This window comes from Cupriavidus sp. P-10 (genome assembly GCF_003402535.2).
GTDB lineage: Bacteria > Pseudomonadota > Gammaproteobacteria > Burkholderiales > Burkholderiaceae > Cupriavidus.
This window is the reverse complement of the sequence record NZ_AP025170.1, coordinates 1,234,844-1,247,468: the sequence shown is the minus strand read 5'-3', so window position 1 is coordinate 1,247,468 and position 12,625 is coordinate 1,234,844. Positions and strand designations below refer to the sequence as shown.

Here is a 12,625-nt window from a genome sequence, read left to right as displayed (position 1 = left end):
AGGCCAGGCTCGGGCGCCCTTGTTTATCGTAAAGCCGTCGCTGGTGATGTCGGTCTAGCCGCGCAGCCGGGCCTGGAAGGCCTCTGTCAGCGCGTCGACCATGCAGCGCACTGCGCTGTCGACGGTTTCGTCCTGGAGGGTCGACCCAGTATCTTGCAAGGTCACCCGGAACGCAAGGCTTTTCTCGTCCGCGCCAATGGCGGCCGAAGCGGCCTTGGGACGGAACTCGTCGAACAGCACCAGGCCCTGGCAGAAGCGGCCATAGCCCTGCTTTTCCAGCGCCGCGCGCATGGCGTCGAGCATGTCCTGCACGCGTACCGATTGCTTCACCACCACCGCCAGGTCGCGCACGGCAGCGGGGAACTTGGAGACCTCGGTGTACGCGGGCAGGCCGGTCTCGCGCAGCGCGTCGAGCTGCAGTTCGAACAGCACCGGTGCGTGCTGCAGTTCGTATTCCTGCAGCCAGCGCGGATGCAGCTCGCCGACGACGCCAACCGGCTTGCCATCGACCAGCACGCGCGCGGCGCGGCCAGGATGCAGCGCCGGGTGTGACACCGGCTCGAAGCGCGGCACGCGCGGATGGAACAGTGCTTCGACATCGCCCTTCACATCGAAGAAGTCGACATTGCGCGTGGCGATGCCCCACTGCTCTTCAAACGCCGGGCCGTAGGCGATGCCCGCGGCCATCATCGGCTGGTGGTAACCGGCCACCGTCAGGCCGCCGTCCTTCACGTTCTCGTCGCGATGGAACACGCGGCCCACCTCGAACAGGCGCACGCGCGCGGCCTTGCGGTTCAGGTTGTAGCGCACCTTTTCGACCAGGCCGCCGACCAGCGACGAACGCATCACGGCCAGCTGGCTGGCGATCGGGTTCAGCAGCCGGATCGGCTTGTCGTTGGCAGCGAAGTCGCGTTCCCACTTCTCTTCGACGAAGGCGAAGTTGATGACTTCCTGGTAGTCGCGCGCAGCCAGCGCGTGGCGCACCACATGCGTCGAGCGGCGAGCCTCGTTGGTCGGGCGCATTTCGCTTTCGGCGACTGGCGGACGCGCCGGGATGCGCTCGAAGCCGTAGATACGCGCGACTTCCTCGATCAGGTCTTCCTCGATCTCGATGTCGAAACGGTAGCTCGGCGGCGTGACTTCGAAAACTTCGCCTTCGGCGCCTTGCGAGCGCGTGAACGGCAACTGCAGGCGCTGGAACACGTCGGCGATCACTGCCGGCGACAGCTCGATGCCGAGCACGCGCTCGGCGCGCGCCACGCGCAGGCTGACCGGCTTGCGCACCGGCAGGTTGACCACGTGGTCATCCACCGGACCGGCCTGGCCGCCGCAGATCTCGAGGATGAGCGCGGTGATGCGCTCGATATGCTCGACAGTGGTGGCGTAGTCCACGCCGCGTTCGAAGCGATGTCCGGCGTCGGTCGAGAAGTTGTAGCGGCGGCTGCGGCCCTGGATCGCGGCCGGCCACCAGAATGCGGCTTCGAGGTAGATGTCGGTGGTGTCCAGCGTGACGGCAGTGCTGTCGCCGCCCATGATGCCGGCCAGGCTCTCGATTTCCTTGTCGTCAGCGATTACGCCGACCTGGTCGTCGACCTCGATGGTGTTGCCGTTCAGCAGCTTGATCTGCTCGCCCTTGCGGCCCCAGCGCACGTCGAGGCCGCCGTGGATCTTGTGCAGGTCGAACACGTGCGACGGACGGCCCAGTTCCAGCATCACGTAGTTCGAGATATCGACCAGCGCGGACACGCTGCGCTGCCCCGAGCGCTCCAGGCGCTGCACCATCCACTGCGGCGTGGCGGCACGTGCGTTGACGCCGCGGATAATACGGCCGGAGAAGCGACCGCACAGGTCGGGCGCCGACACCTTGACCGGCAGCTTGTCCTGGAGCGTCACCGGCACCGGCGACATGTCAGGCAGGTTCAGCGCGGCACCGGTCAGCGCCGACACCTCGCGCGCCACGCCATGGATCGACAGGCAGTCGGCCTTGTTCGGCGTCAGCTTGATGACGAAGACCTGGTCGTCCAGGTTCAGGTGTTCGCGGATGTTCTGGCCGACCACCGCGTCTTCCGGCAGCACCATCAGGCCGCCGTGGTCTTCGGACAGTTTCAGTTCGCGCGCCGAGCACAGCATGCCGTAGCTGTCCACGCCACGCAGCTTGCCGACCTTGATCTCGAACGGGTTGCCGCCGTCCTCTGCCGGCGGCAGCACCGCGCCGACCAGCGCGCACGGCACCTTGATGCCGGGCTTGACGTTGGGCGCACCGCAAACGATCTGCAGGGTCTCGCCGGTGCCGGCATCGACCTGGCACACGTTGAGGCGGTCGGCGTTGGGATGGCGCTCGGTCGACAGCACGTGCGCGACCACCACCTTGTCGAACGGCGGCGCGACCGGGCCCACCTCTTCCACTTCGAGCCCGGCCATGGTCAGGCTGTGCGACAGCGCGTCGGTGGAAATCTTTTCAGGGTTGGCGAAGGTGCGAAGCCAGGATTCCGAGAATTGCATGGCGCTTCTGATCCGGTAAGTATTCTGTGTAGTCGGTGACGAGTTTGACGGCGCGCCTTATCAGGCGAACTGGCGCAGGAAGCGCACGTCGCCCTCGAAGAACAGGCGCAGGTCGTTGATGCCATAGCGCAGCATGGTCAGGCGCTCCAGGCCGGAGCCGAACGCGAAACCGATATAGCGCTCGGGATCGAGGCCCATGTTGCGCAGCACGTTCGGGTGCACCTGGCCCGAACCGGAAATTTCCAGCCATTTCCCATTGCCGAAGGCCATGTCGATTTCGGCAGACGGCTCGGTGAACGGGAAGTACGACGGACGGAAGCGCACCTGGATGTCGTCGCGCTCGAAGAACTTGCGCAGGAAGTCGGTGTACGCGCCCTTCAGGTCGGCAAAGCTGACGTCCTCACCGATCCACAGGCCTTCGACCTGGTTGAACATCGGCGAGTGGGTGGCATCGCTGTCGACGCGGTAGGTACGGCCCGGGCAGATCACCTTGATCGGCGGCATCGGCTTGCCGGCGTACTTCTCCACATGCATCTTGGCGTAGCGGACCTGCATCGGGCTGGTGTGCGTGCGCAGCAGCAGGAGTTTGTCGTCGCTGTCGCGGCCATCGACGTAGAACGTATCCTGCATCGAACGTGCCGGATGGTTGTCCGGGTTGTTCAGCGCAGTGAAGTTCATCCAGTCGGTTTCGATCTCGGGGCCGTCGGCCACGTCGAAGCCGATCGAGCCAAAGATCTGCTCGACACGCTCCCACGTGCGCATCACCGGATGCAGGCTGCCTCCGGCAACCGCACGGCCGGGCAGCGTGACGTCGATGGCTTCGGCGGCCAGGCGCGCATTCATCAGCGCATCGGCCAGCGCCTGGCGTCGCGCCTGCAGCGCGGCTTCCACCTGCTGCTTGACCTGGTTGATACGCGCGCCCTCGCTCTTGCGGGTCTCCGGGTCGAGCTTGCCGAGGCCCTTGAGCAGTTCGGTCAGCGCGCCGGTCTTGCCCAGGAAGCGGGCCTTTTCGTTTTCCAGCGTGGCGTTGTCATTGGCGGCGGCGAAAGCGGCCTGGGCGTCAGCGACGATTTGGTCCAGATCCTGAGACATGGCGGCGGTCGTGGAGTGTTCTGACGTCGGCGGAACAATGTCAAAAAAACAAAGCCGGCTCGACGTGGGTTGGCACTACGTGCGGTATGCGTTTCCGGATGCCGTCCCGATAACAAGCACAAAACGGTATGCGGAAACGCAAATAAAAACGGGGCTCGGTGAGGAGCCCCGTTTCAGCAGACCTTGCGGTCAGCGGTCGACCTTGCGGTCGGTGCTTGCCCGGCAGCGCTTATGCGCTACCGCAGCCGGCATCAGGCAACGGTGGCTTTCACCTGGTTGACGATGGCGGCAAAGGCAGGCTTGTCGTGAATAGCCATGTCCGACAGCACCTTGCGGTCCAGCTCAATCGAGGCCTTCTTCAGGCCGTTCATGAACACGCTGTAGGTCATGCCATGCTCACGCGTCGCGGCATTGATACGCGCAATCCACAGAGCGCGGAACACGCGCTTCTTGTTGCGGCGATCGCGGTACGCGTACTGGCCAGCACGCATGACCGCCTGCTTGGCGATGCGATAGACATTATTGCGACGGCCGCGGTAACCCTTGGCAGCATCGATGACTTTCTTGTGACGGGCCCGTGCAGTGACCCCACGCTTTACTCGAGGCATGTAATTCTCCTTTCGTTATCGTCAGGGGTTATGCGTAAGGCATCATCGCGCGCACCGACTTCAGGTTCGTCTCATGGACGTCCTGAGTGCCGCGCAGTTGACGCTTGTTCTTGGTGGTCTTCTTGGTCAGGATGTGACGCTTGAAGGCCTGGCCACGCTTGAACGAACCGTTCGGACGGGCAGTAAAGCGCTTGGAAGCGCTTTTCTTCGTCTTCATCTTCGGCATGAAAAACTCCAGCTCATATGACATGCATGCAGGTGGACGGCTCACGCCGACGCTTGCAAGACCCGCATCCACTTGTTGTTGCACGACGCCCCTTGCAGGGCACGCGCGACTTCCGCACGAAGCAACGCCGGGATGCACTGGCATCCCGGCCTCTGCACCGTGCAAGAATTACTTCTTCTTCTTGGGAGCGAGCACCATCACCATCTGGCGCCCTTCCATCTTCGGCATCTGCTCGACCTGGCCGATTTCTTCCAGGTCCGCCTTCAGGCGTTCGAGCATGCGCGCGCCGATTTCCTGGTGCGCCATCTCGCGACCACGGAACCGCAGCGTGATCTTGGTCTTGTCGCCATCTTCCAGGAAGCGCTTCAGGTTGCGCAGCTTGACGTTGTAGTCGCCATCATCCGTACCCGGCCGGAACTTGACTTCCTTGACCTGGATGATTTTCTGCTTCAGCTTGGCCTCGTGGGCGCGCTTGGCTTCCTCGTACTTGAACTTCCCGTAATCCATGATCCGGGCGACGGGAGGAGTCGCATTCGGGGCGATCTCCACCAGGTCCAAGTCCTTGTCCTCAGCCAGCCGCAGAGCGTCCATGAACTTGACGATGCCGAGCTGCTCGTTATCAACCCCTACCAGGCGCAGCTCAGGCGCGCTGATTTCCCGGTTGATGCGATGACCTTTGTCCGTAGCGATGTTGCGTTACCTCAAGAAGAAAAAAACAAGCCGTGCTCACCACCCATCAGGCTTTGCTGGCGACGTCGTGTTGCAGACGCTCAACAAACGCGGAGACGGGCATCACACCCAGATCCACGTTGCCACGGGCACGCACGGCCACTTGACTGGCATCCCGCTCCTTGTCGCCTACCACTAGCAGGTAAGGAACCTTCTGAAGGGAATGCTCGCGGATTTTATACGTAATTTTCTCGTTGCGCAAATCGGCCTTGGCCCTAAACCCTTGTTTTTGCAGCAATTGCACGACGTTTTCGGCGTATTCTGCCTGCGAATCCGCAATATTCATGACCACGACCTGATCCGGGGCCAGCCAGGCGGGCAGCGCGCCGGCGTGGTTTTCCAGCAGGATGCCCAGGAAGCGCTCGAAAGAGCCCAGGATGGCGCGGTGAAGCATGACCGGGCGCTTGCGCGAGTTGTCCTCGGAGACGTATTCGGCCCCCAGGCGCTCCGGCAGCACCAGGTCAAGCTGCAGCGTGCCGCATTGCCACGAACGGCCGATCGCGTCCTTGATGTGGTATTCCACCTTCGGGCCATAGAACGCACCCTCGCCCGGCAGCTCTTCCCACTCCACGCCGCACGCGCGCAGCGCCAGGCGCAGGCCTTCCTCGGCGTGGTCCCAGACCTCGTCCGAGCCGGCGCGCTGTTCGGGGCGCAGCGACAGCTTCACCGAAACGTTCTTGAAGCCGAAGTCGTCGTAGACCGAGAACGCCAGCTCGTTGAAGGCCTTGGCTTCGGCCACGATCTGCTCTTCCGTGCAGAAGATGTGGGCATCGTCCTGCACAAAGCCGCGCACGCGCATCAGGCCGTGCAGCGCGCCCGAAGGCTCATTGCGGTGGCAGGCGCCGAACTCGGCCAGGCGCAGCGGCAGGTCGCGGTAAGAGCGCAGGCCGTGGTTGAAGATCTGCACGTGGCCCGGGCAGTTCATCGGCTTGATCGCGTAGTCGCGCTTCTCCGACTCCGTGACGAACATGTTCTCTTTGTAGTTCTGCCAGTGGCCGGACTTTTCCCAGAGCGAACGGTCCATCACCTGTGGCGTGCGCACCTCGTCGTAGCCGGCGTTGCCCAGGCGGCCGCGCATGTACTGCTCGACGGCCTGCCACACCTGCCAGCCCTTCGGATGCCAGAACACCATGCCGGGCGCCTCTTCCTGCAGGTGGAACAGGTCGAGCGTCTTGCCCAGCTTGCGGTGGTCGCGCTTCTCGGCCTCTTCCAGCATGTGCAGGTAGGCTTCCTGGTCTTCCTTCCTGGCCCAGGCCGTGCCGTAGATGCGCTGGAGCATCTCGTTGTTGGCGTCGCCGCGCCAGTAGGCGCCGGCCACCTTCATCAGCTTGAAGACCTTGAGCTTGCCCGTCGACGGCACGTGCGGGCCGCGGCACAGGTCGACGAACTTGCCTTCGCGGTACAGCCCGATTTCCTGGTCGGCCGGGATCGAGGCGATGATCTCGGCCTTGTACTTCTCGCCCATCGACTCGAACAGCGCCACGGCTTCGTCGCGGTTCCACACTTCGCGCACGACCTTCTCGTCCTTGCGGGAGAGTTCCGTCATCTTCTTTTCGATGGCGGCGAGGTCTTCGGGCGTGAAGGGGCGCTTGTAGGCGAAGTCGTAGTAGAAGCCGTTCTCGATCACCGGCCCGATCGTCACCTGCGCTTCCGGATACAGTTCCTTGACGGCATAGGCCAGCAAGTGCGCCGTGGAGTGACGGATCACATCGACGCCGTCGGCGTCCTTGTCCGTGACGATGGCCAGCTGGGCGTCGTCTTCGATCTTGTAGCTCGTGTCGACCAGCTTGCCGTCGACCTTGCCGGCCAGCGCGGCCTTGGCCAGGCCCGAGCCGATGCTCTGCGCCACTTCGGCAACCGTCACCGGGCCCGGAAACTCGCGGCGGGACCCATCCGGCAGCGTGATTGCGATCATTTGGACTCTCCAGGATTCCGCCGGCGGCGCGTAGCGCCTCGGCCAGGCGGATCAAACTGCATCTTGCGGGCACCGGTCCGCGGCTGCACGGCCCGGCGATTGTTCGATTGTTTATTGCTGCACACTGCGCATGCACGCCAACGCGCGCGAGCGGCAGCTTATCAGGCTGCTGGCAGGCGACAGACGAAAAAAAACGCGGCCAAGGCCGCGTTTCTCTTTGTCAAACCCGCTTCAACCGGGTCGGAAGGCGCACCTCGACTACTGTCGCTTGCCAGCGGTAGTAGTTCGCGGTGTCATGAACATGATGCCTTTCCGTTCCATGTCAGGTTGAATCGGATTTGCTGCACTTCGTTGTTACTGCAATTCGTTGGTAGGCTCGATTGGACTCGAACCAACGACCCCCACCATGTCAAGGTGGTGCTCTAACCAGCTGAGCTACGAGCCTAGCGAAGACGCAAGTATAGCATCACTTTCTTTTTGCCTGCAATACCCCCTGCACCTCTTCGATCAGCGACAGCGCGCGCTGCAGTTGCGTCGCCTCGGACACCTCGGCGGTGAACTGCATGCGTGCCACGCCCTTGCTCGACAAAGTCTTCACGCCGGTGACGTTAATCTTCTCGCGCGACAGCACTTCAGAGATATCGCGCAGCAACCCCTGCCGGTCGATTGCCTCGACGTGGATATCAACCGGATACACCGCCGCGTGGCTCTTCTGCCCCCACTCGGTCTGGATCACCCGCTCGGGCGCGCGCGCCGACAACTGCTGGAAGGTATGGCAGTTGCGCCGGTGGATCGACACCCCGCGTCCGCGCGTGACAAAGCCGACGATATCGTCCGGTGGCGCCGGCTTGCAGCAGCGCGACATCTGCGTCATCAACGAATCCACGCCCACCACCAGCACGCCGCTCTTGGCGCCGCGCGCCACGCTGGTGGCACGGCTCTTCTTGGTGACGGCGTCTTCCTCGCTGAGCGGCGCCTGGGTTTCGCCTTCGGGGTGGCGCAGCGCGTGCTCGACATGGCGCAGGCTGAACTCATCCTTGGCCACCGCCGCGAACAGGTCGTCGGGCGTCTTGAAGTTCAGCCGCGCGGCCAGGTCTTCCAGCTTGACCGCGGTCTTACCCTCGCGCTGCAGGGTCTTGTCGATCAGGGCGCGGCCCTGTGCGATGGTCTCCTGCGAATCGAGCGCGTTGAACCACGCGCGCACCTTGGCGCGCGCACGGCTGCTGGCCAGGTAGCCAAGCTCGGCATTGAGCCAGTCGCGCGAGGGCCCGCCCTGCTTGACCGCGATGATCTCGACGGTCTGGCCGTTCTTCAGCGTGGTATTCAGCGGCACCATGGTGCCGTCCACGCGCGCGCCGCGGCAACGGTGGCCGAGGTCGCTGTGGAGGTAATAGGCGAAGTCCAGCGGCGTCGCGCCGTGCGGCAACGCTACCACGCGGGCCTGCGGCGTCAGCACGTAGATGTGGTCGTCGATCGCGGCGTGCTTGAGCTGCTCCCACTCGTCGTGCGCCACGCTGTGATCGGCATCGTCCTTCCATGCCAGCAGCTGGCGCAGCCAGGCGATTTTCTCGTCGTAGCGTTCGCTGGCGGAGAACTGCCCACCGTAGCCCTTGCTGCCAGCTTCCTTGTAGCGCCAGTGCGCCGCCACGCCGTATTCGGCGAAGTGGTGCATCTCGTACGTGCGGATCTGCACCTCGAAAGCGCGACCGTCATCGCCGATCACCACCGTGTGCAGCGACTTGTAGCCGTTGGCCTTGGGCCGCGAGATGTAGTCATCGAACTCGCGCGGGATCGGCTGCCAGATATGGTGGACGATACCCAGCACCGTATAGCAGTCCTTGATATCTTCGACGATCACGCGGAAGGCGCGCACATCGTACAGGTCGGCAAAATCAAGCTCCTTGCCGCGCATCTTCTTCCAGATGCTGTAGATGTGCTTGGGCCGGCCGGACACCTCGGCACGGATGCCGGCGGCCGTCAGCTCGGACTGCAGCCGCGCGATGGCGCCGGCAATATAGCCTTCGCGCTCGATGCGCTTTTCGTCCAGCAGCCTGGCGATGCGCTTGTAGGTGTCGGGCTGCTCGAAGCGGAACGCCAGGTCTTCCAGCTCCCACTTCATCTGCCAGATACCCAGGCGGTTGGCCAGCGGCGCGTAGATGTCGAGCGTTTCGCGCGCCACGCCCGGGGTCGGCGTGTGCTTGGTCTCCGCAAGCCAGCGCAGCGTCTGCAGCCGCGACGCCAGCCGCACCAGCACCACGCGGATGTCCTGCGCGAACGCGAGCAGCATCTTGCGCAGTGCCTCGACCTGTTCGTGGCGCGCCTGCGCCTCGTTCTTTGACGGCGCGGCCGCTTCCACATCAGGGCGATTGCCGGCGATGGCGCCGATGCGCAGCAGCTGCCGCACACCGTTGACCAGCCGCGCCACTTCTTCGCCGAAGCGCGGCTCGATCTCGGCCTCGGTCCCGGGCACGAATGCCGCCAGCCCGAACAGGCATGCGGCGGCGCGCGCGGCATCGTCCACGCGCAGCCCATCGAGGATGCGCAGCATCCCCTCAGCGTGCGACTGCACGGTCTCGCCGGTGGGCAGCGCCACGCCGGCTCCATGCTCGCGCACGTACGCCAGTGCGCGCTCAACCAGCTCGGTATCCGGAATGCCTGCGACCCGGCCAGCCAGGTCGGTCGACGTCACCATGTCACAACGCCTGCATCAGTTGAGCGCAGCGGTCACCACCACTTCGATCAGGTAATCGGGATTGCCCAGGCGGGCTTCGACGGTGGCGCGCGGGGGCGTATTGCCCTGCGGGACCCAGGCGTCCCAGACCTCGTTCATGACGCCGATCTGCGTGATGTCGGTCAGGAAGATCTGGCACGACAGGATGCGGGTCTTGTCGCTGCCGGCCTCGGCCAGCAGGCGATCGATATGGCCGAGCACTTCGCTCGTCTGGCCGCGGAGATCGGCCTTGGGATCGACTTCCGGAACCTGGCCGGCCAGGTAGACCACGCCGTTATAGACCGCGTATTCGGACAACCGCTTGCCCACGTGGGCGCGCTTCAGTTCAAGGTTACTCATGACAATGCGTTGATCGATAAAAACAGGTCCGCCGCGCGATGCGCGCAAACTCACCCGACAAAGAACTGCCGGGCGATCGCGATCTGCGCCGGATCGACAAAGGTTGGTGCATGCCCCACTTCAGGGACTTCCACCGAGCTGACATGCTTGCCGCGCGCCACCATCTCGGCCACGGTCTCGCGCAGCAGCAAATCGGACTGCGCACCGCGCACCACCAGCACCGAGGCTTCGATGGCCTCGAAGCTGCGCCACAGCGCGGCTTCGCCCGCTGCCACCGCTTCGGGCGTGGACTTGCGGAAAGGCACGGCCAGTTGCGGGTCGTAATGCAAGCCCCATTCCAGCCCCTCGCCACCCTGCACCGGTTTCAAGATGGCGGCGTTAAGCTCGCGCCACTGGTCAGGCGTGTGGCGCCCGAACGACGCGCTGATGGTCTGCAGGTAGGCCAGGCCTTCCTCGAAGGTCTTGAAGCGTACCGGCAGGCCCAGGTAGGCACCGATCCGCTCCACCGCCGACAGCGCGATCCTGGGGCCGACGTCATTCAGCAGCAGCTTGCGCACCGGCGACTTGGGCAGCCCTGCCAGCCCCATGCCGATCAGCCCGCCCATCGACGTGCCGAACCAGTCCACCTGCTCGACGTTGAGCCGGGCGATCAGCGTGACCATGTCGGACACGTACTGCGGCACGATGTAGCCGTCCGGGTTGGCCAGCCATTCCGAGCGGCCGCGCCCGACCACGTCGGGGCAGATCACGCGATAGTCGCCGCACAGCGCGCTGGCGACGGCATCGAAATCCCTGCCGGTGCGCGTCAGCCCGTGCGCGCACACCAGCACGCGAGGATTCGCGGGATCCCCCCATTCGTGATAGGCCATGCGGTGCAGGCCCGCCGGACTGATGCACTGGACAAAACCGAGGCGCGGACTGGCAGACATCTGAACTCCTGACGGACCCGGCCGGGACCGCGAAAAAAAGCGGCGCTGCCGGTAGTTGAGCAAAACTGGATTGTACGCCGCACCGGGTACAATGCCACAGCACACTGTCTGCGCCACCGCACGCGCCACATGCTGGTGCGTGGTTGTCCCAGACCAGGCGGTCCCGGCCACCCGGGCCGCCCTTTCCTTCCTGTGGAATCTCTCTCTCGACGGAGGCTTACATGCTCAAAGGCAAGACCGCTCTGGTGACTGGCTCGACCAGTGGTATCGGGCTCGGCATCGCAAAGGCGCTGGCGGCCCAGGGCGCCAACATCATCGTCAATGGCTTTGGTGACGCGGACGCCGCAAAGAACGAGATCGCGCAGGCCGGCCAGGGCATCAAGGTCGGCTACCACGGCGCGGACATGAGCAAGTCGGCAGAGATCGAGGACATGATGCGCTATGCGCAGGCCGACTTCGGCGGCGCCAACATCCTGGTCAACAACGCCGGCATCCAGCATGTGGCGCCGATCGAGGACTTTCCCACGGAGCGCTGGGACGCCATCATCGCCATCAACCTGACCTCCGCTTTCCACACCACCCGCCTCGTGCTGCCCGGCATGCGCCAGAAGAACTGGGGCCGCATCATCAACGTGGCCTCGGCGCACGGGCTGGTGGCGTCGGCGCAGAAATCGGCCTACGTGGCAGCCAAGCACGGCATCGTCGGCCTGACCAAGGTAATTGCGCTGGAAACCGCGCAGACCGGCGTGACCGCCAACGCGATCTGCCCGGGCTGGGTCCTGACGCCGCTGGTGCAGAAGCAGGTGGAAGCACGCGCGCAGAAGGAAGGCATCCCGGTCGAACAGGCCAAGCGCGAGCTGGTGCTGGAGAAGCAGCCCTCGGGGGAATTCGTGACGCCCGACGAACTGGGCGCGCTGGCCGTGTTCCTGTCGTCCGACGCGGCCCGGCAGGTGCGCGGTGCAATCTGGAACATGGATGGCGGCTGGGTCGCGCAGTAAGACGGCACAGTCCGGCGGCACAGTCCGGCGGCAAGACAAGGAGCAACGGATGCAACGACGACGTTTACTTGGCACCCTGGGCGCGCTGGCGCTCGGCACGCTCGCCGTGGGCGTGCTCGGGCCCGCGGCCGATGCGTTTGCGCAAGCCAAGCCCCTGGCCATCGAGGTCTACAAGAGCCCGCTGTGCGGCTGCTGCGAGGAATGGGTCAAGCACCTGCGCGCAAACGGCTTCACCGTGACGGTGCATGACGTCGAGGATACCGGCGAATACCGCAAGCGCTTCGGCATGCCGGAGCGCTTCGGCTCCTGCCATACCGGCTATATCGGCGGCTATGCGATCGAGGGGCACGTGCCGGCGGCCGATATCCGCAAGCTGCTGGCCGCCAAACCCAAGGCGGTCGGGCTGGCGGTGCCGGGCATGCCGGTCGGCTCGCCCGGCATGGAACAGGGCTCGCGCAAGGATCCCTTCGACGTGCTGCTGGTCAAGGCCGACGGCGCGGCCTCGGTGTTCGCACGCTACAACAAGCCGGCGGCCTAAGGCGCCGCCCAGCCGCCC

Annotated in this window: 11 protein-coding genes and 1 tRNA gene; 2 read left to right on the top strand and 10 right to left on the bottom strand. The window is 64.6% G+C overall.

The features are described from left to right. Positions 1-54: 54 nt before the first annotated feature. The 10 genes from pheT to CTP10_RS05755 all read right to left on the bottom strand — a co-directional run bounded on the left by pheT (position 55) and on the right by CTP10_RS05755 (position 11,071). Positions 55-2,502 carry a phenylalanine--tRNA ligase subunit beta gene (gene pheT / locus CTP10_RS05800; RefSeq protein ID WP_116317726.1) on the bottom strand — a complete coding sequence of 816 codons (2,448 nt, stop codon included), beginning with the start codon at positions 2,500-2,502 and terminating at the stop codon, positions 55-57. Between the two features lie 60 nt (positions 2,503-2,562). Then, positions 2,563-3,594, bottom strand: coding sequence for a phenylalanine--tRNA ligase subunit alpha (pheS, locus tag CTP10_RS05795; RefSeq protein ID WP_116317725.1), 1,032 nt, complete (start codon positions 3,592-3,594; stop codon positions 2,563-2,565). 251 nt (positions 3,595-3,845) lie between these two features. After that, positions 3,846-4,202 carry a 50S ribosomal protein L20 gene (gene rplT, locus CTP10_RS05790; RefSeq protein ID WP_008650487.1) on the bottom strand — a complete coding sequence of 119 codons (357 nt, stop codon included), beginning with the start codon at positions 4,200-4,202 and terminating at the stop codon, positions 3,846-3,848. Between the two features lie 28 nt (positions 4,203-4,230). Continuing rightward, positions 4,231-4,428, bottom strand: a complete 198-nt coding sequence (gene rpmI, locus CTP10_RS05785) for a 50S ribosomal protein L35 (RefSeq protein WP_006575466.1) — start codon at positions 4,426-4,428, stop codon at positions 4,231-4,233. A 168-nt stretch (positions 4,429-4,596) separates the two neighbouring features. Beyond that, positions 4,597-5,118, bottom strand: a complete 522-nt coding sequence (infC, locus tag CTP10_RS05780; RefSeq protein WP_081479471.1) for a translation initiation factor IF-3 — start codon at positions 5,116-5,118, stop codon at positions 4,597-4,599. Between the two features lie 46 nt (positions 5,119-5,164). After that, complete coding sequence (gene thrS / locus CTP10_RS05775; RefSeq protein WP_116317724.1) at positions 5,165-7,072, bottom strand: threonine--tRNA ligase; 1,908 nt, start codon at positions 7,070-7,072, stop codon at positions 5,165-5,167. A gap of 368 nt (positions 7,073-7,440) precedes the next feature. Further along, positions 7,441-7,517, bottom strand: a tRNA-Val gene (locus CTP10_RS05770). Positions 7,518-7,538: 21 nt separating this feature from the next. Next, positions 7,539-9,764, bottom strand: coding sequence for a RelA/SpoT family protein (locus tag CTP10_RS05765; RefSeq protein WP_116317723.1), 2,226 nt, complete (start codon positions 9,762-9,764; stop codon positions 7,539-7,541). A gap of 15 nt (positions 9,765-9,779) precedes the next feature. Further along, positions 9,780-10,142: a RidA family protein gene (locus tag CTP10_RS05760; protein ID WP_116317722.1), complete on the bottom strand. Its 363-nt coding sequence runs from the start codon at positions 10,140-10,142 to the stop codon at positions 9,780-9,782. Positions 10,143-10,192: 50 nt separating this feature from the next. Then, positions 10,193-11,071: an alpha/beta fold hydrolase gene (locus CTP10_RS05755; protein ID WP_116317721.1), complete on the bottom strand. Its 879-nt coding sequence runs from the start codon at positions 11,069-11,071 to the stop codon at positions 10,193-10,195. Between the two features lie 221 nt (positions 11,072-11,292). Here CTP10_RS05755 and CTP10_RS05750 point away from each other — a divergent pair, with 221 nt between their 5' ends. Both CTP10_RS05750 and CTP10_RS05745 read left to right on the top strand, forming a co-directional pair. Beyond that, positions 11,293-12,069, top strand: a complete 777-nt coding sequence (locus CTP10_RS05750; RefSeq protein ID WP_116317720.1) for a 3-hydroxybutyrate dehydrogenase — start codon at positions 11,293-11,295, stop codon at positions 12,067-12,069. 49 nt (positions 12,070-12,118) lie between these two features. After that, positions 12,119-12,607 carry a DUF411 domain-containing protein gene (locus tag CTP10_RS05745; RefSeq protein ID WP_116317719.1) on the top strand — a complete coding sequence of 163 codons (489 nt, stop codon included), beginning with the start codon at positions 12,119-12,121 and terminating at the stop codon, positions 12,605-12,607. The last annotated feature ends 18 nt before the right edge of the window (positions 12,608-12,625 follow it).

Bases quoted from the DNA above. Each gene is read 5' to 3' on its own strand.
- pheT (WP_116317726.1), bottom strand. From the start codon at position 2,502: ATGCAATTCTCGGAATCCTGGCTTCGCACCTTCGCCAACCCTGAAAAG.
- pheS (WP_116317725.1), bottom strand. From the start codon at position 3,594: ATGTCTCAGGATCTGGACCAAATCGTCGCTGACGCCCAGGCCGCTTTC.
- rplT (WP_008650487.1), bottom strand. From the start codon at position 4,202: ATGCCTCGAGTAAAGCGTGGGGTCACTGCACGGGCCCGTCACAAGAAA.
- rpmI (WP_006575466.1), bottom strand. From the start codon at position 4,428: ATGCCGAAGATGAAGACGAAGAAAAGCGCTTCCAAGCGCTTTACTGCC.
- thrS (WP_116317724.1), bottom strand. From the start codon at position 7,072: ATGATCGCAATCACGCTGCCGGATGGGTCCCGCCGCGAGTTTCCGGGC.
- CTP10_RS05765 (WP_116317723.1), bottom strand. From the start codon at position 9,764: ATGGTGACGTCGACCGACCTGGCTGGCCGGGTCGCAGGCATTCCGGAT.
- CTP10_RS05760 (WP_116317722.1), bottom strand. From the start codon at position 10,142: ATGAGTAACCTTGAACTGAAGCGCGCCCACGTGGGCAAGCGGTTGTCC.
- CTP10_RS05755 (WP_116317721.1), bottom strand. From the start codon at position 11,071: ATGTCTGCCAGTCCGCGCCTCGGTTTTGTCCAGTGCATCAGTCCGGCG.
- CTP10_RS05750 (WP_116317720.1), top strand. From the start codon at position 11,293: ATGCTCAAAGGCAAGACCGCTCTGGTGACTGGCTCGACCAGTGGTATC.
- CTP10_RS05745 (WP_116317719.1), top strand. From the start codon at position 12,119: ATGCAACGACGACGTTTACTTGGCACCCTGGGCGCGCTGGCGCTCGGC.